At 47.4% G+C, this 23,995-nt stretch carries 21 protein-coding genes and 1 pseudogene; 18 read left to right on the top strand and 4 right to left on the bottom strand.

Translation table 11 applies throughout. The features are described 5' to 3' along the window. Positions 1-248: 248 nt before the first annotated feature. From B212_RS0105400 to B212_RS0105455, 12 genes are all read left to right on the top strand, one after another. Positions 249-1,412: a sensor histidine kinase gene (locus B212_RS0105400; RefSeq protein ID WP_019909435.1), complete on the top strand. Its 1,164-nt coding sequence runs from the start codon at positions 249-251 to the stop codon at positions 1,410-1,412. A gap of 20 nt (positions 1,413-1,432) precedes the next feature. Then, positions 1,433-2,110 carry a response regulator transcription factor gene (locus tag B212_RS0105405; protein ID WP_019909436.1) on the top strand — a complete coding sequence of 226 codons (678 nt, stop codon included), beginning with the start codon at positions 1,433-1,435 and terminating at the stop codon, positions 2,108-2,110. 124 nt (positions 2,111-2,234) lie between these two features. Continuing rightward, entirely contained in the window at positions 2,235-2,771 is a 537-nt protein-coding gene (locus B212_RS0105410; RefSeq protein WP_019909437.1) for a hypothetical protein, read from the top strand. Beyond that, positions 2,771-3,268: a CcdC protein domain-containing protein gene (locus B212_RS0105415; RefSeq protein WP_019909438.1), complete on the top strand. Its 498-nt coding sequence runs from the start codon at positions 2,771-2,773 to the stop codon at positions 3,266-3,268. The genes B212_RS0105410 and B212_RS0105415 overlap by 1 nt, the downstream gene beginning before the upstream one ends. Before the next feature lie 158 nt (positions 3,269-3,426). Next, positions 3,427-5,226, top strand: coding sequence for a sensor histidine kinase (locus tag B212_RS0105420; RefSeq protein ID WP_019909440.1), 1,800 nt, complete (start codon positions 3,427-3,429; stop codon positions 5,224-5,226). Continuing rightward, positions 5,223-6,815: a helix-turn-helix domain-containing protein gene (locus B212_RS0105425; RefSeq protein ID WP_019909441.1), complete on the top strand. Its 1,593-nt coding sequence runs from the start codon at positions 5,223-5,225 to the stop codon at positions 6,813-6,815. Before B212_RS0105420 ends, B212_RS0105425 begins: the two co-directional genes overlap by 4 nt. Before the next feature lie 209 nt (positions 6,816-7,024). Beyond that, positions 7,025-8,329, top strand: a complete 1,305-nt coding sequence (locus B212_RS0105430) for an ABC transporter substrate-binding protein (protein ID WP_019909442.1) — start codon at positions 7,025-7,027, stop codon at positions 8,327-8,329. A 62-nt stretch (positions 8,330-8,391) separates the two neighbouring features. Then, complete coding sequence (locus B212_RS0105435; protein WP_019909443.1) at positions 8,392-9,303, top strand: carbohydrate ABC transporter permease; 912 nt, start codon at positions 8,392-8,394, stop codon at positions 9,301-9,303. An 11-nt stretch (positions 9,304-9,314) separates the two neighbouring features. After that, a complete protein-coding gene (locus B212_RS0105440) occupies positions 9,315-10,145 on the top strand; it encodes a carbohydrate ABC transporter permease (protein WP_019909444.1) in 831 nt (276 codons plus the stop codon). A gap of 95 nt (positions 10,146-10,240) precedes the next feature. Continuing rightward, the gene (locus tag B212_RS0105445; RefSeq protein ID WP_019909446.1) at positions 10,241-11,536 is read left to right on the top strand and encodes an ABC transporter substrate-binding protein; all 1,296 of its coding nucleotides are present in this window, start codon (positions 10,241-10,243) and stop codon (positions 11,534-11,536) included. Positions 11,537-11,715: 179 nt separating this feature from the next. Then, a complete protein-coding gene (locus B212_RS0105450; RefSeq protein WP_019909447.1) occupies positions 11,716-12,876 on the top strand; it encodes a glycoside hydrolase family 27 protein in 1,161 nt (386 codons plus the stop codon). 50 nt (positions 12,877-12,926) lie between these two features. Continuing rightward, positions 12,927-13,088, top strand: a complete 162-nt coding sequence (locus B212_RS0105455) for a hypothetical protein (protein ID WP_019909448.1) — start codon at positions 12,927-12,929, stop codon at positions 13,086-13,088. Positions 13,089-13,111: 23 nt separating this feature from the next. On the opposite strand, the gene B212_RS0105460 is transcribed toward B212_RS0105455, so the two are convergent. Both B212_RS0105460 and B212_RS0105465 read right to left on the bottom strand, forming a co-directional pair. Continuing rightward, positions 13,112-13,930, bottom strand: coding sequence for an AraC family transcriptional regulator (locus B212_RS0105460; protein ID WP_019909449.1), 819 nt, complete (start codon positions 13,928-13,930; stop codon positions 13,112-13,114). Positions 13,931-13,987: 57 nt separating this feature from the next. Continuing rightward, entirely contained in the window at positions 13,988-14,842 is an 855-nt protein-coding gene (locus B212_RS0105465) for an AraC family transcriptional regulator (RefSeq protein WP_019909450.1), read from the bottom strand. 299 nt (positions 14,843-15,141) lie between these two features. On the opposite strand from B212_RS0105465, the gene B212_RS0105470 reads away from it, so the two are divergent. The 4 genes from B212_RS0105470 (at position 15,142) to B212_RS0105485 (ending at position 20,153) form a co-directional block, all read left to right on the top strand. Continuing rightward, the gene (locus tag B212_RS0105470; RefSeq protein WP_019909451.1) at positions 15,142-16,464 is read left to right on the top strand and encodes a glycoside hydrolase family 30 beta sandwich domain-containing protein; all 1,323 of its coding nucleotides are present in this window, start codon (positions 15,142-15,144) and stop codon (positions 16,462-16,464) included. A gap of 137 nt (positions 16,465-16,601) precedes the next feature. Continuing rightward, positions 16,602-17,933: an ABC transporter substrate-binding protein gene (locus tag B212_RS0105475; protein WP_019909452.1), complete on the top strand. Its 1,332-nt coding sequence runs from the start codon at positions 16,602-16,604 to the stop codon at positions 17,931-17,933. 216 nt (positions 17,934-18,149) lie between these two features. Beyond that, complete coding sequence (locus B212_RS0105480; RefSeq protein ID WP_019909453.1) at positions 18,150-19,109, top strand: AraC family transcriptional regulator; 960 nt, start codon at positions 18,150-18,152, stop codon at positions 19,107-19,109. A gap of 159 nt (positions 19,110-19,268) precedes the next feature. Continuing rightward, the gene (locus tag B212_RS0105485) at positions 19,269-20,153 is read left to right on the top strand and encodes an SDR family oxidoreductase (RefSeq protein ID WP_019909455.1); all 885 of its coding nucleotides are present in this window, start codon (positions 19,269-19,271) and stop codon (positions 20,151-20,153) included. Positions 20,154-20,210: 57 nt separating this feature from the next. Here B212_RS0105485 and B212_RS35875 read toward each other — a convergent pair. Then, positions 20,211-20,339 (bottom strand): annotated as a pseudogene (locus B212_RS35875) (hypothetical protein); the annotation flags it as partial. A gap of 418 nt (positions 20,340-20,757) precedes the next feature. On the opposite strand from B212_RS35875, the gene B212_RS0105490 reads away from it, so the two are divergent. Both B212_RS0105490 and B212_RS0105495 read left to right on the top strand, forming a co-directional pair. After that, on the top strand, positions 20,758-21,714 hold the full coding sequence (locus B212_RS0105490; RefSeq protein ID WP_019909456.1) for a quinone oxidoreductase family protein: 957 nt from the start codon (positions 20,758-20,760) through the stop codon (positions 21,712-21,714). After that, a complete protein-coding gene (locus B212_RS0105495) occupies positions 21,715-22,149 on the top strand; it encodes a MarR family winged helix-turn-helix transcriptional regulator (RefSeq protein ID WP_019909457.1) in 435 nt (144 codons plus the stop codon). It abuts the gene before it with no gap. A gap of 798 nt (positions 22,150-22,947) precedes the next feature. On the opposite strand, the gene B212_RS0105500 is transcribed toward B212_RS0105495, so the two are convergent. Continuing rightward, the gene (locus B212_RS0105500) at positions 22,948-23,784 is read right to left on the bottom strand and encodes a class I SAM-dependent methyltransferase (protein ID WP_019909458.1); all 837 of its coding nucleotides are present in this window, start codon (positions 23,782-23,784) and stop codon (positions 22,948-22,950) included. Positions 23,785-23,995 lie beyond the last annotated feature (211 nt).

Here is a 23,995-nt window from a genome sequence, read left to right on the forward strand (position 1 = left end):
CTCCTCTTCGTTTAATTGTTAGCGCTTTCATATCTATGCAACTATAATAAGTTATCGTTTTCATTGAAACAATGACCGATCCTCACCAGTTATTGATCTATTATTAGATGGTTGGAGACCCATCCGTTCAATCAAATATCTGTAATAAATGTGGATATTGTTTTTGCCTCGGGCAAACTTTATTATTGGTAAATAATAAATTTTTTAAAAGCACCGTTATGCTTTTTATGGGTGAAGGGGAGAATAAGATGGTTTTTATCGAAGAAAAAATTTATAAAAGCCTGGCGCGTGTAGTTGGAACCCTATTTCTGATCATTGCCTACTATCATGAGTTTGCCGGTCAGCATAAGATCAGCTTTATGGCAGGGTTCTTTGTGTTACTATTGTACATTGTTTTAATCTGGGCGGACTCTAACTGGTGGAATGAAACTAAGTACTTTTTAATTTCAATGTTGATTATTATAGTGTCTTTATGCCTTCACTTCGTGTATGGATCAATCCATTCGAGTCTCTTGTGGCCGCTTTTTATAATAATTTCGATGATTAGAAAAGAATATGGCAGGGTGTCCATAACCATTGGGCTAATTACACTCATTGCCATTCTAATCACGTATTCTTTTAGCTGGAATACTTTACTGGCTCTGCTTGGCCTGTTTCTCATTATTCGCAGCTTAAAGATTCGCAGGCAAGCACATCAGTTGACAAAAATACATTTGGAGGAGCTGGATCAAGCCCACAAGGAATTGAAAGCTGCGCACGCTGAACTTCAGGAGGCAAGTGTTCATTCCGTACGATATGCTGCCTTGGAGGAGCGGACAAGACTGTCCAGAGAGATCCATGATGGTTTAGGTCATCAATTAACCTCTCTGATTGTACAATTGCAAGCATTGGAAATTATACAAGTTGCTCAACCCGATAAGGCGGCAGAGCTAATTAAGCAAACGATTGAAATTGCTCGTCAAGCGATGGCGGAAGTACGCATTGCAGTAAAAGAGTGGGCAGATGATGAGATGGGTCTGGGGCTTGTTGCACTGAAGGGGCTTGCTTCACAAATAGAGGCAAGAGCCGCCATCAAAATTAATTTTAAGCAAGAGTCGAATATCACGGAATGGCCTATTCAGACAAGTATAGTTCTGTATCGAGTGCTGCAGGAGGCCTTGACTAATATTTTGCGGCATGCCCGGGCAACCACAGCTCTCGTCAGCATTAAAGAAATTAATGAAAAAATTTACTTAACAATCTCAGACAACGGGCAGTATACAGGACAGACGCCGCTTACTTCAGGTTATGGATTGAAGGGGATTGTAGATCGGTGTAAGGAATATGGCGGTCATTGCTCTTTTTCTCTAATTGAACCTCATGGCTTTTGCATTGAGGCTGTAATTCCCATTGAGAAGCAAGCCGATTGCTAATAGTAAAGGAGCAGGATGGTATGGAGAATACAAGCAAGCTCAGAATTGTCCTGGCGGATGATCAGCCAATTGTCCGCCAAGGGCTTAAGTATATTATAGATTCTCAAGCGGATATGAAATGTGTCGGAGAGGCTAATGATGGAATTTCTGCTTTTCAACTCACACTGGAATGTAGACCGGACATCGTTCTAATGGATATTCAAATGCCGAATGATTCCGGACTGGAAGCAACCCGAAAGATTCTTGGTAAACTCCCCGAGACTAAAATAATTTTACTTACAACCTTTGATGTCCAGGAGTATATTATCGAAGGTATACGTGCGGGGGCTGCGGGGTATTTGCTCAAGGATACGGATATGAAAGAGCTTCTTGATGGAATACGCTGGGTAAGTCAAGGGCAGGCTATTTACAAAACACCGACCGCCAGCCAAGCGCTTGCAAAGGCTGTGGCGCATAAAGAAAAAAACTTCCAGGCTATGCCTTCATTCAATTCCGAATTATCCGACTTTCTTACGGATCGAGAATTGAATGTACTTCAGCAAATGGCTTATGGACGCAGAAATGCAGAAATATCTGAAATTCTCCATATCTCGCTAGGTACGGTAAAAACCCATATACATCGCATCCTTCAGAAGCTTGAGGTTGAAGACCGGACTCAAGCCGTTGTCATAGCCATTCGAGCGGGCTTGGTAGAATAAAGTGATGTATATCTCCAGATAGAGGGGAGACATGTATAAATCAATCGCTGAGTAGACGAATAGTACTCCAAGATTCTTTATCATTGAACTATAAGTTAAAGATATCAAGGAGGAAATTTGAGACATGACCACACAAGTCTGGATACAGATAGCCGTGATTTTCGGAGTGCTGCTGTACACCCAAGTAGGGACCAAAAAAATAAATCTCTTTCGCTTTGTTTTACCTGTTGCAATAGCTGGAATATATGGGGTGAAGTATATGACCTCAATTCCGACTGATGGGAATAATGGCACTGTGCTCGTCCTTTGTGCTTTGCTGGGAGCCGTATTTGGCGGATTATTGATTGCCGCGACAGCCATCCATCAGGATGGTTTGGGACAATTCTTTACAAAAGCCGGAGCTCCATATGCCATCATCCTTGTTCTCAGCTTATGTACCCGCTTGGGTTTTGTATATTATGCACAGCATTATCCTGAATCCATGGGCAAATTTATGTACAATAATCACATAGATCCCGGCATAATCAGCACTGCTTTTATTGTAATGATGCTGGTTATGCTGCTGGTAAGGCTTGCTGGTCTTTTGATCCGTCTGAATCTGTTGAAGAAACGAAATATGTCAGCAATAAAAGTGAACTCATTTATGGACGGTGATCATTGATGTCAGCAAATATACTTATTACCCTACTAATTGCGGGGGTTGTTATATATGCGATTTTACGTCAGCTTAGGCCCCAAGAGGCGAAGAGATTTCCTTTAGTCATTATGCCTTTTCTTGCATTTTATCAGGCCTATAAAAGTCTGCCTGTTGCTGGAGTACCGCAATATCAAATCGTCGAGTTTCTTCTGATTGGAGCAGCCGCATTAATTGCAGGCATAATCCAAGCCGCAAATACTCGGGTGTACCATCAGGACAACAAACTGTATTTGCAGGGTAACACCATCACATTGATTGCATGGCTTGCACTGATCGCTATCCGTTTCGGTGTGAATTATATATTCAAGAGCTATAATACTGCTGATACTCATTATGTCATGTGGATTTTATGGGCAGCTATGGGTATATCCTTTGGTGTGAGAAGCTTAATATTATACAAGCGTTTTCCACATATTGGCGAGTTTCTTAGTCAAAATTCAAGAAGAAGCCGCAGGCGATGAACTTGGAATCTCATAAGCCGGGTGCCCATGCAGCTCCGTGCAGGTAAAAATGTGAGGGAAAAGAGTAAAAAAAAGACATGTCCAGCCAGGTGACGGGAAACCGTTCGGGAGATTATCATTATAGATATTCTACCATCTCTGCCATCGGAGGTAATCGCTTGGTTCGAACCCGCCGCTTTGTTAGTGTGAAGAACAAAATAATGTTCTTTTTTCTGCTGGCCATTCTTATACCGGTCGTAATCATGTTTATCAATTCCTACATCTCTTCTCAGCAAATGCTTGAGCGTAAATATACGGATTTGCTGGCGGATATTACGAGGCAATCGGATATTCGCATCGAAGAATTCCTGGAGGATACGAAGCAGATTTCCCTCATCTCCAGCTATGGGGTCAACAGCTACATTTCCGCCGTTTCGCAGGAGAATTATCCGGTACAAAACTATTTGCACGACAGCTCCGTTACTAACGAGCTGCAAGCCACACAATTGCTGATGAATTACATTACCATGAAGGATCGCGCCATCTCGATTTATGTTTACAATTTGAATAAAGGCAGCGACCTCTATATTGCTCCGAACAAGCCTATTGACTATACCTACCATCCCAGAAATGAGGACTGGTTTAACGATTTCCTGCGGTCAGACGATATTACGCGAGATTTGCCGACAAGACGTGATAAGCAGACCAAGGGGGAGGACAATTGGGCCATATACAATTTGCGCAAGATTTTTGACATGGAGAACGGCAAACTGCTCGGCATCATGGTTGTGAGCGTGGACATTGATTTCATCAACCGTCTGAACAAACGGATGCAGGCAGGAAACCGCTCTGCCTTTACGGTCGTGGATGACGGCGACAGGATTATTTTCAATAGCAATTACACTCTGATCGGCAAGCCATTCAAATCGCTGTTTCCGATCGGTGAGCATGTGCTGTCTGCCGATTCCAACCGTCAAATTGTCCACGCATCAGGTAAGGATTATATTTTGATTCAGGCGCCGTTTGAGCAGCATAACTGGAAGACCTATATGTATATGCCGGTTGAAGAACTCGCTGTTGAAGGCGACATTCTTAAGCGGAACCTGTGGACGATCGTAGTTGTGCTTGTTGTGTTTGCCTTGGTCAGCTCTGTGTATATGTCAAGCCTCATCACCCGACCGATCAAGCAATTGATACGCAATATGACGCTCGTTGAGCAGGGGAAATTCGACAACCTGCCGGAGGTCAGGTCCAATGACGAGATTGGTGTGATGGCAAGCAGATTCGAGCAAATGTCGGCTGAATTGAAGCAGCTTGTAGAACGGATCTACGATGAGCAGGAGCAAAAGGTTGAAGCTGAAATCCGGGCCTTGCAGGCGCAGATTAGTCCCCATTTCCTGTACAATACGCTGAATTCAGTCAAATGGATCGCAACCATGCAACAATCGGAGAAGATTGTGGAGATGACGGAGGCGCTGATCTCTATGCTCCGATATACCGCTAGGACAGACAACAGGCTTGTTCCTATTCGTGAAGAGCTTGAGCACATTGCTCATTACATCGTCATCCAAAAGGTCCGCTATTTCAACCGCATCGACTTCCGCTGTGAAATAGAGGAATCGCTGGAGGAGCAGGAGATTCCCAAGCTGAGCATCCAGCCGCTGGTGGAGAATGCCATCTTTCATGGCATTGCGGACCAGGAGGAGGGTCTTCTAGCCATCGAAGTCAGACACATCGGGAATTCGGAGCTTGCCATCACTGTACAAGATAACGGCGCCGGCATGGACGAGGCAACGGCAGACCAACTGAAAGGCAGGCTTGGCGGGGCGGAAGGCGGCGGCATCGGCATTATCAATGTACATCAGCGAATTCGCCGCATGTATGGCGAGCCTTACGGGGTATCGTTCGAGAGCAGCCTGGGGCAAGGCGCGATATTCGTGATTCGGATTCCCATAAGCGACAGGAAGGAGACATTATGAGCATGTTAGGTGTTCTAATCGTTGATGATGAGCTGCTGATGCGCATTGGTCTCAAGTCAATCATTCAGTGGGAAGATGAAGGCTTTACAGTTCTGGGTGAAGCGGCGAATGGACGGGAGGCTCTGGAACTGGCCGGAACATATCTGCCCGACCTGATTATTACAGACATCAAGATGCCGGTAATGGATGGTCTTGAGCTGATCCGGGAAGCCCGGCGGATGGACATGGGCGGACAGTTCGTAATCCTCAGTTGCCTTGAGGAATTCCGATATGCACAGGAGGCGGTTCGGCTCGGAGCGACGGACTATCTGATTAAGAGTGATATGAAGCCGGCGCAGCTTAGGCGCGTGCTTGATATTGTCAGGAAGCGGGCGGTTCACCTCTCCCGCAGCAGGTCCGGCGAAATGCCTCCAGGCTCCTACAAGGAGAGTATCGAGTATTTGAAGGAAACGCTCTTCAAGGAGCTGATCAGCGGCTTTAAAAGCGCGGGGGATGTGCTTACCAGCCGCGAATCTTTGCGTATCAGCTTGACGGATGAGCCAATGGTTCTCATGAAATTGCGGATTAATCATTTCGAACAGTTGAGACGTAAATATGTGGAGCAGGATGAAAAGCTGTTGCGCTATTCTGTCGCCAATATTCTTGAAGAGATTCTTCCGCGCAAGCGTGCGAAGGAGATTATTGTTATGAACTCCGCTGAGTATGTGCTGCTGCTGGACCTTGGGCAGGAGGGACGGATTGTCCGCGGGGACATTGAGCGGGCGGTCGCCAAGATTCAAACTGCAATGAAGGATTTTCTGAAGCTGACAATGTCGATTGGCGTGAGCGGGCCGGCGCCCGGCTTCGACGGGCTGAAGCGGGCATATCAGGAGGCGGATACAGCGCTTGACGCGTTGTTCTTTGAGAGTGGAACCGGCCTCTCATTCTATGATAAGACAAGGAGCCGGCAGAGAAGCGGAGACCAACTGTCCATCGACAGGTCAGCAATGCGGAAGTTCAGGCAGGATACGGAGAGCGGGAGCGAAGGGGCAATTGCGTTTTTGAACAGTCTGAAAGATAAAATCCTGCTGGAAGGCTGCACGAAGCAGACTGCGCGTTCGATCTATATCCGGATGCTTACGGCGATTCTGTCGTGCTTCCCCGCGCTTCCCGAACCCAATGAAGCCGGACTTACGGTATACGAAAGCATCCTCCATGAGGAGAGTCTTGAGGGGCTTCACCAGACAGTTGCCGATTATCTGAAGCGGTGCAGGGCACAGATGTCGGGGCGGGAATCCTCTCGGAGCTATGCGGAGCAAGCGAGTGAATTAATTATGCAGTTGTATGCGGAGGATATCTCTCTGCAATCGGTTGCGGACCGGATTAACGTGAATGCCTCTTATCTCAGCCGGGTATTCAAGCAGGAGACAGGTGAGAATTTCGTCAGTTTCCTGACCCGGCTCCGTATGGAGAAGGCCAAGCACATGCTCAAGGAAAAGAACGTCAAAGTATATGAGGTTGCAGAGCGCGTAGGATATCCGAATACTGCTTATTTCAGCAAGCTGTTCAAGAAGCTTTGCGGAATGAGTCCTGAGGAATATAGGGGCTAGAGTACAATTGTCAAAAAAAGAACAGACGCTGTAAAAGAAGTGCATCCGGTGCGGTTGCACTTTTTTTGTGCCGCCGCCGATTCAGTCAAAAAAGGGAAATGTTCCGTAAAAAACAACCATTTTGATGGCTGCGCTCTTCACCTAATATTGGAGATGCAGCAGATGCAGCAGATGCAGTACATCCTAAATGGAAGTTGGGGGTAATTCTAGTGAAGAAAAAAAGCTTAGCGGCAGTATTGTCCGTCGTATTTGCGGCGGTCGCCCTGACAGCTTGCGGTAACGGCAACAGCAACAACGCGGCTTCGCCAACGGAGGCCGCATCGAATGCCGCAGCGGCTACCCAGGCTGCGAGCGGGGAGAAGGTATCGCTGACCTACGCGATCTGGGATTCAAATCAGGAGAAGGGAATTCGGACCATTGCCGATGAATTCGAGAGCAAGAATCCAAACATCAAGATTAATATTGAAGTGACAGGCTGGTCGGATTATTGGACGATGCTGGAAGCGGGAGCCACCGGAGGCTCGCTGCCGGATGTGTTCTGGATGCATTCCAACGAAATCTACAAGTATGCGAGCAACGGTATGCTGCTTGACCTCACGGATCGTATAAGCCAGAGCGCTGACGTCAAGCTGGACAATTACCCGGAAGGCCTTAACCAGATATATAATCTGCAGGGCAAGCAATATGCGATTCCGAAGGATTTCGACACCATCGGGCTGTGGTATAACAAAACGTTGTTTGACAAGGCCGGCCTTAAATATCCGGATGAGAACTGGACCTGGGATGATCTGCACAAGGCAGCCAAGACGCTCACGAAGGACGGGGTATACGGCTTTCTTGCGCCGCTGCATAACCAGGAAGGGTATTACAACTTTGTCTACCAGAACGGCGGCACTATTATTACAGCGGACAAAAAATCGGGTTATGACGATCCCAAGACGATTGAAGCCCTTAAGTTCTATATCAACTTTGTGCGCGAGGGACTGTCGCCTGAGGTATACGGAGATGCCGAGCGCGCCGATCTTCTGAAGAACGGTAAGGTGGCGATGGGCCTGTTCGGCTCCTGGAACCTGTCGGGCTTCACAGAAAATGAGTATATCGCTAAAAATTTCGATGTGGCCGTGTTGCCTAAAAAGGCTAAACAAGCCTCGATCTATAACGGCCTCGGCAATGCAATTGATGCCAAGACCAAGCATCCGGACGAAGCATGGAAGTTCGTGGAATATCTTAGCTCCAAGGAGGGCCAGGAGCGTCAGGCGGAGCTGGGTGTTGCAATATCTGCGTATAAAGGCGCGGCTGATCTCTGGATCAACTCGAACAAGACCTTTAACATCAAAGCATTCGTCGATATGGTGAGCTATGGCGTAATCCGTCCGTACTCCAATACGACGGCTGTCTGGGAGGATAAGGCTTATGAAGCGCTCAAGCCGGCCTTCTCAGGTAAGCTGCCGGTCGAGGAAGCGGCCAAAAATGCAGCGGACGTGATGAATGCAAGTCTTGCGGAAGAGAAATAAGCACGAGCCATACACCCGCGGCAACCGTGAGGTTGCCGTGAGTTTGATAGGAGAGGTAGCAGATGAATCATACCGTTAAGAGAAAAATCGGGGCCAAGATCTGGAATGAATGGTTCTGGGGCTGGTTCCTGATCGCGCCAACGATGATCGGGCTTGTTGTCCTTAACTTCATTCCGATTATACAGACCGCTTACCTTAGCTTTTTCAAGAGTGGAGATTTCGGTAAAGGTAACATCTATGTCGGGTGGAAAAACTACGGCAAGCTGATTCATGATTCGCAGGTATGGCACGCTGTCTGCAATACACTGCTCTACACACTGCTGGTTGTGCCCGCAAGCATTGCCATCGCAATGCTTGTTGCCGTCTTGCTGAACGGCAAGCTCTCGGGCCGCTCGCTGTATCGCACCATCTATTTCATCCCGATGGTCGCCGCGCCTGCGGCAGTCACCATGGTATGGCGATGGATGTACAATCAGCATTACGGCTTGATTAATTACGGGCTATCCAAGCTGGGTCTTCCGGCTGTCAACTGGACGACGGACCCGCATGTAGCGCTTTTTTCCATCGCTATTATCGGCATCTGGAGTGTTATCGGCTATAATATGGTGCTGCTTCTCGCCGGTCTTCAGGAGATTCCGAAGGACTTCTACGAAGCCTCGGATATTGACGGGGCCAGCAGAATGCGCCAATTTTTCATGATTACTCTGCCGCTTGTATCGCCCACGCTATTTTTTGTTGTGGTAACCTCGGTCATTCAGGCCATGCAAGTATTTGACGTCATCTATATGATGATAGATGTGGCCAATCCGGCCTATGACAATACCGTATCGCTAGTGTATCTCTTCTATAACAACTCATTCAAGTATTCGAATAAGGGCTATGGCTCAGCGATTGTAATGGTGTTATTGGCACTAATCATGATCATTACCTTCTTTCAGACGAGAATGCAAAAAAAATGGGTCAACTACATGTAGGAGGCGGCAACATGGTCAATCATAAACGCTTTAACCTTATCTTAGCCCACACTGTGCTGCTCCTGGGAGCCGCTGCGATGATTCTGCCGTTCGTCTGGATGGTGCTGACCTCGTTCAAGACGGTTACCGAGTCCACCTCAATGAATCCCTTTGTATTTTTTCCCAAGACCTGGAGAGGCGTAAATTATGCGGAGGTGTGGCGTCAGAATAACTTTTTGATCCTGTATTGGAACACGTTTGCGATGATGGCTTTGCGTGTGCTGTGTGCCGTGATGTTCAGCGCAATGGCTGCGTATGCTTTTGCAAGGCTGACATTTCCGGGACGCAATTTCTTTTTCAGTCTCGTTTTGTTCCAGATGATGGTGCCGACCCAGATTTTCATCATACCGCAATATTTGATGGTTGATGCGCTTGGACTGCGCAATACCATTTTTGCCTTGCTGTTCCCGGGACTTGTAAGCGCCTTTGGAACCTTTTTGCTCAGACAATTTTTTATGGGACTGCCCAAGGAGCTGGAAGAAGCTGCAAAAATTGACGGCTGCAATATCGGACAGACATTTGCAAGAATTATGCTGCCGCTTGTCCGGTCCGGTCTGGTTGCCCTCGGAATTTTCACGGCCCTCTTTTCCTTCAAGGACCTGATGTGGCCGATGATTGTCAACACCAGCTCGAACGCAGCGACCCTCTCTTCGGCTCTGGCGAAGATTCAAAGCGCCTTTTCCGTGGACTATCCAGAGCTGATGGCGGCTTCCGTGCTCGCAATTTGGCCGATGCTGCTGATATACGTCCTGTTCCAGAGACAATTTATCGAGGGCATCGCAACATCGGGCGGCAAGCTCTGATTGCCCGTTGACGGAGATAAGCTCAATCCGTCAGAATATAAGGATGAGGAATTATTGTCTCCAGAATGGTTGGAGAATTGGAAAGGGGAAGCGTCATGATTACGAGGAGACTCGGGATTTGGGGCAGTGCTATGCTGCTGCTGCTAGCGATTGCCGCCTGTAATACCCAGAGCCGTACGGACGCCTCTCTTCTGACCGGCGAAGAGAAGGGGGAGAACGACCAAATCACGCTGCGATACTCCAGTTATCTGCTGGATACGGCGCAGGCGGGTAAGGTGTATTTCGATGCGATTGCCGAATTCGAAAAGCTTCATCCCCATATTAAAATAGAGTCAGACTTCATTCAGAACAATAATTATACGGCCGGGATCAAAATCAGGCTGCTTGGCGGCGAGCAGATGGATGTGTTCGATACGTGGTCGCCCAGCCTATTCGAGGAATTCCGTGCCTTGCGGAGCGATATGTACCTGGACTTGACGGGATCGCCTTTTCTCAAGGAATTCTATCCCAACTCGTTGTTGCCGGTTACGGTCGGGGGGCGGGTGTACGGTGCACCGGAGGTGATGCACAGTGACGGATTGCTCTACAACAAAACCTTGTTTGACCGCCTGGGACTGGAGGTTCCGCGAACCTGGGACGAATTCCTTATACTCTGCCGGAAGCTGAAGCAGGCCGGAGTCATACCAGTGGCGATGGATGCCGAGTGGTCCACGGCCCAGTTCTTCTGGGGTTCCATTATGTCAGATAACGGGGCGGATGCCGCCTGGACCAAAAAGCTGGAGAACGGACAAATTCGGATTGATAATCCGGTGTTTGTCGATGCGATTCAAAAGCACCGGGACATTATTGATCGGGGGTTTGTGCCGCCGAATTGGAAGAACCTGAAGCATGAGCAGGCTAAGGATTTGGTCGGCACGGGCCAAGCGGCAATGATTATTACTGGTACTTGGGACATTCCGAGCATCAGGGAGCGGAATATTGCACAGGATATCCGGTTTATGATGGTGCCGGGCAGTGTGAAGACTGTGCCTAACATCAATGTCGGAACATATCGGGTTATCAATTCCAAAACGGAGCATCCGGAGGAGGCCAAGCTGTTTGTGGCGTTTATGAACGGCAGGGCTACACAGGAAAAGCTGGCGGCAGGTGCGTTGGCCGTGCCTTCTGTGATCTCGGCGCCGATGGATCGAACCGGTTCCGTGTCCTCCATCGCAGCGGCGGTAACCCGAGAAGATGCAACGCTCTATTGGCCGCATACCGTGACTACCGAATCGCTTCAGGTGAAGATTCAGGAGGGAGTCAATCAATATCTGGCAGGTCAGCCGCTTGCAACGGCTCTGGCCAATATCCAGCGAGCTATTGATGAGGCCGCTGCCAAGCGGGGGAAATAATCTGAGTGACAATGCGGAAAATGCCGGTGGTCGTTCTTCAAGAGAAAAGCAACAAACGTCTATATGAAAGCAACGTCAAGCTATAGCCCGAAGGAGCCGGGTATGATTAAATACATAAAGAATATAGCAGTTGTTCATGCACCTAATCTCTGGATGACACGAAAGGATGAATCATAATTATGAACGAACAACGACTCGGCTTGACTCCGGCTATGGGATGGAATTCATGGAACACCTTTACCTGGGACATTAATGAGCAGCTTATCCGGGAAGCCGCCGATGCCATTGCCTCAGAGGGGTACAAGGCTGCGGGGTATGAGTACATTGTTATTGATGACTGCTGGAGCTTGAAGGAAAGGGACGGGGTGGGCAAATTAGTCGTCGATCCAATCAAGTTCCCGAACGGAATGAAGGCGCTTGCAGACTACATTCACTCAAAGGGGCTCAAATTCGGAATGTACTCCTGTGTAGGAACACATACCTGCGCAGGGTATCCGGGCAGCTTCGAGCATGAATTTCAGGATGCGGAATTACTGGCAGAATGGGGCGTCGATTTTTTAAAGTATGATTACTGCTTTAAGCCCAGACATATGTCGGGGGAGCTGCTGTACAAACGAATGAGCCTGGCGCTAAAAAACTGCGGCAGAGACATTCTGTTCTCAGCATGTAATTGGGGCGAGGACAATGTATATCATTGGATTCGTGAATCCGGGGCGCATATGTACCGGTCCACGGAAGATATTCAGGACAGTTGGGACTCGATCAAGAAGCTTGCCTTATCACAGCTTGATAAAGCCTGTTATACAGGCGCATATTGCCATAATGATATGGATATGCTGGTGGTCGGCATGTACGGGGGCAGCAACAGCGACTTTATCGGCAGCCAAATCGGCGGTTGCAGTGATGTGGAGTACAAGACTCATTTTTCTTTATGGAGCATGATGGGGTCTCCGCTCATGATTGGCAGCGACATCCGCAAAGCCAGCCGGGAGACGAAGAATATACTGCAGAACCGGGATCTGATTGCCATTAATCAGGATGTGGAAGGCCGCGGCGCTTACCGCATCAAGCCCGAACCGCAGTGGTTCCATACGGATGATGTCTTTATGCTCGTGAAGGTGTTAGCGGGCGGAGACCTTGCTATCGGCTTCTTCAATCTAAGTGATGGTCAACGGGAAATGTCCCTGCAATTCTGGGATATGGGAATCCCTTATGCTTCAGGTAAATCGCTGTCGCTCTATGACTGCTGGGAGCAGCAGGAAATCGGCGTTTATAGAGAAAGATACGCTCCTGTAGTTCCCGCCCATGATTGCCTGATTGTTCGGGCTAAGCTGGTCTAAAGATCAGTATGAACATGAATAGAACATGCAGAACCTGCGGAGTTCCCTTAATGACGGACGATGTGGCGATTTACCTGAAGCTTGTGACGCGCAACGCTCAAGATTTCCTATGCATAGACTGTCTTGGCGAGAAGCTGAAATGCGGCCGGGGCCCCATTGAGCAATTGATTAAATATTTCCGGGAATCCGGGAATTGCGTGCTGTTTCGCTAACCTGCCTGCCGCAGGGTGCTCCATTATAGAATCAAGGGGGTCTTTGCTGTGCCGTGTACCGTTCTATATTGCGTTGGGGTATACGAGGTTGCTTTTTTGAATGCTTTTGAAAAATATAGCGGGTCCCTATAGCCAACTGAATAAGCCAATGACTTGATGGACAACTGAGATTGTTCCAGTAACTCGCAGGCACGCCGAATTCTGAAGGCGGTAATATAACCGGAAATGGATATGCCGTTCTCTTCCTTGAATAACCGAAACAAATAGCTGCGCTCAATCTTCACAAATTCCACTACATCCAGAACAGATAAGGAAGGCTTCCAAAAGTGGCTTTCGATATATTCCTTTGCGGATAATGCGTAGTCTTTTGTGAGAAAGGCTCTGTCACTAGGGTAGTACTCCATGTAATAGGATAGTAAAAGATGCAGTCCTGCATCTGAACGCTCTTGCTCGAACGGTTCTATTCCCGCGGTCTTGACCTTATGGAACAATGGCTTGAGATCTTGCGGAGAGGCCGCCACGACCGGATGATCAGGCGCAATATGAATCATCGACATGAGGCGCGATGCCTCTGCCCCGCTAAATTCAATCCAGAAATACTCCCACGGGTCCTGCGGGTCAGGATAATAATACACTTCCATATGAGGGAAAATAATAAAGCTTTCTCCCGTCTTCAACGGGAAGGTGGCCTGGCCTGTCTTCAGATAGCCCTTTCCGCTTGCAATATAATGCAGGGCATAAACATCGCGGACACCCGGTCCCCATTGATGTGAATTTGGAGGCTTGTAACCGTTCCCTCTACAAATTGAACGTCCGCTGAAATCATAATACATTGAATTCATAGTCAGCACCTCTGTAATGCGTATTTATTGGATAGACACTATCGCGCAAGTCTTTCTTTATGAGAGACTTGCGCTTTTTTTGGCGAATTTCCCGGGTGAGATTCCGGCGATCTTGGTGAAACTCCGAATAAAGTTGGCATAATCGCTGAATCCGGATTGATAGCAGGCTTCAGTGATGCTGAGGCCCTCGCAGAGATAGGATTTAGCCAAGGAGACCCGGCGGTCCAATATATACGAACGAAGCGTTAGCCCTGTATGCTTTTTGAACTGGCGGCTGATATATGTGCTGTTCAGATAAAATGCAGCGGCCAGTTGTTCAAGCGAGATGTCCTGCGCGAGATGAGCTTCGATATAATCCATAGTTTTGCGGACCAGCTCCGGCATGATATCGGTAGGGATAAAGCTGGCATTCTGAAAGATAGTGTTGGTTAACACTAATAACTGAGCGACGTAGCTATTCACCCTGATATCTGATCCATACGCATCTGATGTAAGAACTCTCTCCAGATCACCGGTTAATTGTAAAAGCTGCTTCAACTGGGATTCGTCGAGATGGACGATATTGCCTTTTCCCTTCGGACGGAAGTCGAAACACCCGCATAAATTGGTTGCCGGTGTGGAAAGGCGATGCAGGTAAGATTTCTGCAGGTTAATGGTAATCCGTTCATATTCAGATTCATCCAGGCTGAAGGAACGGTGCATTTCTTCCGGATTCATGACAAGCAAATCGCCCCGCTCCATATGGTAGCAGCTATTCTCGATATAAAGGTTGACGTTGCCCCGGAGAAAAAGGTACAGCTCGTATGCGTCATGCCGGTGATAGAAAGTTCCCATATTGAATGTAGTAATCCTGTGAAGGTAGAGAAGATCTTTTCTTATGGGATCATATCGAAGCTCAAAGGGCTCGTTCATGAGTAACCTCCTGATCTGTTCGCGCAATAGTTACATCAGAATACGCAATGAAAATATTCCATAATTTCATTAAAATGTCATTAGATTATCGCGGCAGGAAACTTATTGCAATTATTAAGTATGCAGCCGTCATGAAATGTAAGCGATTTAATATGGATATTCCAAGTATAAAGGATTATTGAAGAGGAGGCTTCATTTTTTGTTTTTGGTACGAAAGGGGGTGGTCAGAGCAGGCATCTGAATTCATATGTTCAATATTTCTATCTATGGGGAAGATCATTTGATGAGGAGATGAATGAATGATTTCACGTTTGAAAAAACCAATCAGTCTATTATTGGCATGTGTAACCACGCTATCATTAATGTTTGTGCCGGCACCTCCCGAAGCTTCAGCGGCAAGCAATGTGACCGTCAACTTATCGGCACAAAAACAAGTGATCCGCGGATTTGGGGGAATCAACCTTCCGGCTTGGATTGGAGATTTGACAGCAGCGCAGAGAGAAACGGCCTTTGGCAATGGCGCGAATCAGTTAGGGTTTTCTGTACTGAGAATCTATGTGGACGACAACAGAAATAACTGGTATAGAGAGGTTGATACTGCAAAAAGCGCAATTGCGCATGGAGCCATCGTGTTTGCTTCGCCGTGGAATCCTCCGAGTGATATGACTGAGACCTTCAACCGCAACGGCGATACATCCGCCAAACGTCTGAGATACGATAAGTACGCCGCGTATGCGCAGCATCTGAATGATTTTGTGACATACATGAAAAATAATGGTGTAAATCTGTATGCGATTTCTGTCCAGAATGAGCCGGACTATGCCCATACCTGGACCTGGTGGACACCAGCAGAAATGCTTAACTTTATGAAAAATTATGCCGGGACTATCAATTGCAGAGTCATTGCGCCTGAGTCATTTTCTTATCTGAAAAATATGTCGGACCCCATCTTGAACGATCCGCAGGCTCTTGCCAATATGGACATTCTGGGTACACACACCTATGGCACTTCGTTTAATAATTTCCCATATCCGCTGTTTGAACAAAAGGGGGCAGGAAAAGAGCTCTGGATGACGGAAGTATACTATCCGAACAGCAACAATAACTCTGCCAATCTCTGGCCGGAGGCTCTGGAGGTTGCCTATCATATGCACAATTCCATGGTAGAGGCCAATTTCCAGGCATATGTGTGGTGGTACATCCGCAGACAATACGGTCCTATGAATGAGGATGGAACCATCAGCAAACGCGGGGACAGCATGGCTCAATTCTCGAAGTTCATCCGTCCCGGATACGTAAGGGTTGACGCAACAAAGAATCCCGATACAAACATTTACACCTCCGCCTATAAAGGCGACAACAAGGTTGTTATTGTTGCCATTAACAAGGGAACTTCAGCAGTAAATCAAAAATTCGTCCTGCAAAACGGGACCGCATCGAGCGTATCCACATGGATCACGGATGCCAGCAGGAAGGTTGCAGCCGGTTCGTCCATCAATTTGTCGAATGGCTCCTTTACAGCCCAGCTTCCTGCCCAAAGTGTCACAACCTTTGTAGGTAATCTTGGCGGCAGCACCGTCACCAGTGTCACTTATGAAGCAGAGACGGATTTGGCCTATTAATTTCACTAATGCTCCACAATCTCATTTCCGTGCGATTTTAAAATAAATCGTGCATTGCCCTCATATAAACTTCAACTCATTATTGTTACTATAATTTTGAAGCTAGACAATATAGAGTTGAAGTAGGAGGGTTAAAGATGTTGAAATGGAAGCGTTCTCTTACTGTCTTGGCCATGACAGCCCTGCTGGGAACATTGGCTGCTTGCGGAGGTGGCGGAGAGACCACAAACAATGCCGGATCTGCTACAGCGCCTGCCAGCACTGACACTGCCAAAACGGCTGCACCAAGCAATGAACCTGTCAAGTTGCGTATTATGTGGTGGGGCTCCCAGCCACGCCATGAGGCAACCTTGGCTGCGCTGGATTTGTACACCAAAAACAATCCGAATGTAACCTTTGAACCGGAATATTCCGGTATGGATGGTTACTTGGACAAATTATCGACTCAGGCAGCGGCCAATAATGCACCGGATATCGTTCAGCTTGATCCGGGCTGGACGCCGGACTGGATGTCACGCAAGCAATTGATTGAGCTGGCGCCAGAGGTTGATGTGAGTAAATTTGATGAGAAGCTGCTGTCCGGAGGCCAACGTGACGGCAAGCAATATGCTGTTCCGCTAGGCTCGGTAGCGTTCGGTATGGTGTATGACAAGGCCTCGATGGATAAGCTCGGAATTGCAAATCCCGCAAATGGCTGGACTTGGGACGATTTCTTCGCTTTAGCCAAGGAATCCAAATCCAAGCTGCCAAGCGGACAATACTTTACCTTGGACTATGCGGGCAACTATTTTATGTATTCCGCCTACCAATACGCCAAGGGTAAAGGGCAGGTTATTACGGAGGATGGCCACTTCAACGTCGATCAGGCTACGTTCTTAGATTGGACCAAGAAATTCGAGGAGCTTCGCAATGAAGGGCTGGTTCCTCCGGCTGACGTCAACGCATCCGATAAGGAAAATGATCCGCAAATGGATTTGATGGCAGCGGGCAAAGTGTTGTTCCGGTATAGCTTCTCCAATAACCTGGGTACCTGGGACAGTATCAAGCCAGGCGCTTATGCGCTGGTAACTATGCCGCGTGCAGAAGAAGCAGGCGGATGGCTGAAGCCATCCATGTTCCTGGCCGTCTCCAAGGATTCCAAGCATGCAGAGGAAGCTAAAAAGTTCGTTAACTGGTTCGTGAACAGTCAGGAAGCAGGGAACATTCTGCAAACCTTCCGCGGCCTGCCGGCCAACAAGGAAATAGCGGCTTCTCTGGAAGCCAGCATGAGTGATCTGGATAAGGTAGGTCTAGGACTTCTCCGCGCCACAGAGCCGGATGGTCAAGCCTGGTCTCCCGGAGCAGGCGGCTGGACGAACTTTATTGACAAAGACTGGGTGCTTATCCGGGATCAGTTGAGCTTTAAAAAGGTCACCCCGGAGCAAGCCTATGAGCAGTTAAAAGAGGCGGCTCAATCTTACGAAAAATAATTCAAGGATGTATGGGGCTGTCCCAAAAAGCCGTAAAATGGCTGCTTGGGGCAGCCTTTGTTTTTTTTTAGTTCCAGATCATTCGCGGTGAACCGTATCATAATTAGTAATAAATCGGAATGCTCGCTATTTGAATATAGTTGCATTACACTTTGAGTTAATGTTTGAAAAGAATGTAATTCGAATTGGCCAGATCCCGGAAAGAGGGTATTTAAATTGACAGACGGTTATTTTGAACAATCCGGAACAATGAATGACAAGACAGTACATGACGCAGAAATAAGTCAGTTGGTACGCGTAATCAACAATAATGTTCAGAGTGACGGTATCTTTAGCCAGCCTATTCCGGGACTGCATATCAGGCGCTATTCCAAAACAGGTGTGGACTGGGAGAAAGCTTTTTATTTGCCTTCCGTCTTAATTGTTGCGCAGGGAGTAAAGACTGTTATGTTAGATAAGGAAGCTTTTCAAATCGGCAAATCCCGTATGTTCATGATACCGGTTGCCTTACCCGTTTCGCTGAGAACGATACAGGCAACTGCGCAGCAACCTTTTATCGGCATTGGATTGACCCTGGACCCGGAAAAAATTGCGGAGTTTGTTCCAAAAGTGTATCCACGGGGGCTGCCCTCTGTACCAACACGGTGTGTAGGTTATACTGCTGAGGCTGACGCAGGTATAATCAATGCTGTAACGAGATTGATAGAATGCCTGCACCATCCAAGTGATACGGAATTACTTGCGCCCATTGTTAAGGATGAGATTTTAATGCGGCTGCTGCTAAGCCCGATCGGTATTAACATCGCCGAAATGGGTTTTGCCGACACATCTGTTCGACAGGTCGCTAAGGCGATTGAGTGGCTGCGCAGCAACTTCATTCAGCCTATGAAAGTTTCAGAACTGGCAAGTCTTTCCCACATGAGTGTTTCTATTTTTCACAAGCATTTTAAGGCTGTTACCTCTATGAGTCCGTTGAAATACCAAAAAGAACTGCGTTTGCAGGAAGCCAGGAACCTTATGTTATCCAAGAAAATGGATGCAATTACAGCTTCACAGTGGGTGGGGTATGCAAGTGCCTCACAGTTCAGCCGTGATTACCGCAGCTATTTTGGAAATCCGCCAGGAAGGGATATGGCTAGATTGCATAGCAGACTCACAAGTGAAGTGCATCAATGATAGAAGCTAATAAATATTACGTTCACCTCAGGAGAATCAGGCAATAAGTTGCGTGGAACGGGCAACAATCTTTTTGAGACTTCAGTAATAATGGGATTGAGTAGTCCATGCGATGGCGTATGGATGATCCTATCATGAAGTGCTTAGGAGGATTTAATTATGCGTGTTTTTGTTACAGGTGCTACTGGTTTTATTGGATCTGCTGTTGTCAAGGAGCTTATACATGCTGGTCATGAGGTTGTCGGACTTGCCCGTTCAGATAAGGGCGCTGCCGCACTCCATGCGATTGGGGCCGAAGCGCTTCGCGGCAGTCTGGGGGACCATGATCGTCTGCGAAGCGGGGCTGCAGAAGCCGACGGCGTCATCCATTTAGCGTTTGACAATACTTTCATGGACGTAGCCGGAGCAATTACAGACGATCTTCATGCCATTGAAGCAATTGGAGATACCCTTGCCGGCTCTGGAAAACCGTTTGTGATGACGTCAGTAACAACTATGGTTACGTCATTAGGACGACCGGCCACAGAAGATGATCAGGGGCAGGACGGGTCGCCCGGGTTATCACGAAGTACAGCGGAGAACATGGCAATTGCATTGGCTGAGCGTAATGTACGGTCATCTGCGGTGAGGCTCGCTCCATGTGTACATGACACCATTAGTCAGGGCTTCGCTACACTTCTGGCAGAGATTGCCCGTCAAAAAGGTGTTTCAGCATACGTAGGCGACGGAGCGAACCACTGGCCTGCCCTACATCGGCTTGATGCGGCTAAGCTGTATCGGTTGGCTCTGGAATCTGCTCCGGCTGGTTCACGGTTACATGGCGCTGGTGAAGAGGCCATCCCCTTTCGGAACATTGCTGAGGCAATCGGCCAGCATCTAAACCTGCCGGTGTCCAGCATTTCCCCTGAAGCTGCTGAGGATCATTTCGGATGGCTTACACCATTCGTTATAATGGACAATCCGACGTCGAATGCCTGGACACGGAAGAGACTAATTTGGGAACCTGCAGAGCCTACCCTTGTCGCTGACATTCTAGGACAATAATTGAGCGGAAAGTTCAAAAAAAGAGTCCAGAGACAAGACAAGCTTGACCTATACGTCTCACAATAGCCTGCATCTACTCTCCAACAACTCCATGATTAACACTTTTGAAGTAGTATAGGACCAATAAATACCTAGAACAACGAGATCATCCCGATGGATGAACTGCATCTGAAATTCTTCTGCATTTCGCCCCTCTAAATGGGCCGTCCACGTAGGATGGCCCTAAAACTTGCGGCTTCAGCAATCACGGTGAACCGTATCACAAGTAGCGGCAAGTTTTTTACGAGATTTCTTATGGGCATGGACTTGTATATATGTGTACGCTTCGAGCTAAGAAAACGCTGAAAAGATACATAGGACTATCGGTTTTTGAGTGGAACATTCTCATCATATCCCACGAAGGGAGAGGCCATCGTGAACCGATACGCTCCCCAAAGCCGGGAAAGAAAAGGGTCAGAAATGTCGATAAATTAATCTCGGGTTGTCCGCCAATAAGGGGTGCAGAAAGGAGATTTGAATTTTATGTGCATATTGCACATAATTATGTTATGATGAATTATGTGCAATATGCACATATAATTCAATGGAAGAAGGGTTAAAAACTATGCAGGCAGCAATTGTGAAGGAAAAGGGGGCATTTCCCGTTATTGGCGAAATTGCTTCGCCAGTCGCAGCAGAGGGACAGGTTTTGGTGAACGTGCAGGCAGCGGGCTTAAGTCGACTCAGCAAGTTCCGATCTATGGGCTTACATTACTCATCCGAATTGACCTTCCCTCTTGTAGCCGGTGTTGACGGTGTAGGGACTCTTGAAGACGGTTCTCGCGTATATTTTGCGATGACTACTGCACCTTACGGCAGTTTGGCCGAGCAAACAATGGTCAGTGAAAAGGTGATTATCCGTTTACCAGATGGAATTGATGATGTCACCGCAGCAGCCATCGCCAATCCGGCTATGTCATCGTGGGCTGCTTTAAAATTTCGAGCCCACTTAAAACCGGGACAAACGGTTTTGATTAATGGCGCTACCGGTTCATCCGGCAGCTTAGCTGTTCAGATTGCTAAAAGCATTGGAGCCCAAAAGGTTATTGTAACGGGACGCAACGAATCTAAGCTGCAAGCGCTTGAAGCTGATCAGAAAATTGCTTTTGATATGACAGTCAACAATGGAGGAACAAGCTTTGAAAACGCCTTACAGCCGGTTATAGCTGAAGGCGTTGATATTGTATTGGATTACCTTTGGGGCGAAAGCGCAATCGCCATCATGTCTGCTATTGCAAAGAACAGTACAGATCGCGCCACCCGTTTTGTAAGCATTGGAACGTCAGCGGGACAAGAAAACATCGAGTTGCCCTCATCAATTCTCCGGTCGTCAAAAATTGAACTGGTAGGTAGCGGCAGTAAGAGTGTTTCCAAACTCGAAATGATATCCTCTGTTAAGGATGTTTTTGAACTAGTCGCTGAAGGACAGATAACTATTGCAACGACAGAGTTTTCGCTGGAAGATATTGAAGAAGCCTGGAGTGCGCCATTGATGCCTCGTGCAGTGGTCAAAATCAAATAAATGGAAAATGATATTTTTAAAGCATTGATTGATTTATTTTCCATTATTAATCGGACGGACCGTGATAAGAAAATGATTGCGGCTGCTGGCGTTAATTTGGAAGCCGCAGCCTTCCGTGTTTTCGGTGGTATCGCCCATCTCCAACAGACTAGTGTTGGGGACTTGGCTGTGATACTCGGGAAAAACTACTCGAGTATCAGTCGGCAAATTGATAAGCTGGAGGCGGCCGGGCTAGTTCGAACTTATCCATCAAATTCAGATTCTCGCATACGTATGTCCGAACTGACGAAGCATGGGGAAGAAATCAATTCCATAATCAGTCTCACCCGACAGCATATCATGCAAGAAGCGTTGGAAGATTGGACAATCGAGGAGAAAAATGGGTTGTTAAATTACTTAAAACGATTATTTGAAGCTTTGCAAAAGTTCGACTAGCAGAGCGTCAGAATTAAAAAGGTGGAGTAGGGGCCTGAGATGCCCGAAGGACGGAAGGCGTGGAGCGCTCCTCCCTCAGGTGTCCCCCTTTCCAGACGGGGTTTGTTCTTAAATTGGCGTTTGGCCCTTGCGTTACGGACTGAGGTGCGCTTATTCCGGATGAGAGTCACGGCTTGGGTAAGTTACGGACTCCACGGGCCTTATGATGAAATATTCCGCTCCTGAACGTTGCTTGGAGAGACGATAAGCGCCCCTCGGTCCGCTAAGCCGCAACAAGTGGCGTTTGCTTGAAAATAACGGCTCTCTAGTCCGTAAGGGCCGAATCGGCTGCTGCGATTTCTCTTCACCACCCCCTGAGGGTATGACCTCACCCACAGATTTAGCTCTGATGCTGGAATAGAAGCAATGGACTGAAAGTTACGTGCTGTGATAGGGGGGAGTCTATGTTCTTCATTTTAAATAGGTTCTTGGATGAATCCTGATGGAAACAGCCATTACTACGGATACCTTAGGTAAGTTAAAGGCAGGAAACGCGACTAAATATCAATCGAGGTGCAACGTTATACAGGGGCTTTTCCGGTCATAGGAAAAGCCCCTTCTGCTGTTTGTTCAGTGGAAGAGAATACGCATTAAAATTGCTTCTCGTGACGTCCCGACAAACTTACCGCTTCAGCTATCGCGGTGAACCGTATCACAAGTAGCGGCAAGTTTTTACAGCATGAATGCCATAAGAGCAGGAAGGCCACGTTCTGGCTGGAACATGGCCGCGTGTTGCTTTATGCCGAATAGTAGAGCAAATTACAACTTTTGCACAACGTAGATGAGGTTCATTCCACAATCAAGAGTGCCCTGTAGTTTGGTAAACGCAATTTCTTTTTCGACAATTAGCTTCCATAATTCTTTGTCGTTGCGGGCATTTTCTAGAGCAGAGTCTCCGGCTTGCGTAAAGAGACCGGCGGAGCTTCTCTCTCGAACTTTTACAGGAAACTGAGCGAACAAAGCATCCATTTCGGTGCTTCTCATCATATGGACGTAATGCTTGCTTTCCACCGGATAATGCTCTTCGTCTTGAATCCCTGTATCCAAAAGCCACCTTGTAGCTTCAAGCCCGAATTGGTCCTTTTCATACCGTATGCCTTCAAGATAATAAAGTGAAGCGCCAATGAAACTCATAGCCCCTACAATCAGTATGCCCTCCGGCTTTAATACTCTTAGAAGTTCTTGTATGCCCGCCGTCTCTTTGTCCAAAAGATAATTGATTACACCGCCTATACAGACCACGCAATCGAAAGAGGAATCCTCAAAAACACTCATATCAAGAACATCTAAAACATGGTAGGCCTTTATGCTGTCAATTAGTGAGAGCTCGCGCATTTTGGACTGATTGAATTCAATTTGATGACTAGAGATATCGGCAACGGTCAATTCTGCACACATTGGAACAATATCTTTAGTATATCTTCCTGAACCCGCACCAATCTCCAGCACATTATCGGTTAGTTTGAGATAACGCTTCAAAATATCAAGATGTACCTGATATAAAAGTTCGCCATGCCCATCTTTTTCAAGGCGCGTCCATTCACGGTCACCATAGTTATCATATCGGCTTCTTGGAATTTCGGGGTTGTAACTCATAAAAGCATCTCCTTTTCATTTTTGGCTTGATCATCGGGGGAATATCACTAATGTCGCTTTCAATCATACAACCACCTCCTTGAAAGATATGAATGTTCTTCGCTTGCAACTCATTATACCAAAATTTGTATTGATCAAGTATAGAACATAACGAATGCAGTTATAGGAAGCAAACGCAAAGCCGGCGGCTTGTGCGTTTTGTTGCAGCGTA

The organism is Paenibacillus sp. HW567 (assembly GCF_000374185.1).
In the GTDB taxonomy this organism is placed as follows: domain Bacteria; phylum Bacillota; class Bacilli; order Paenibacillales; family Paenibacillaceae; genus Paenibacillus_AQ.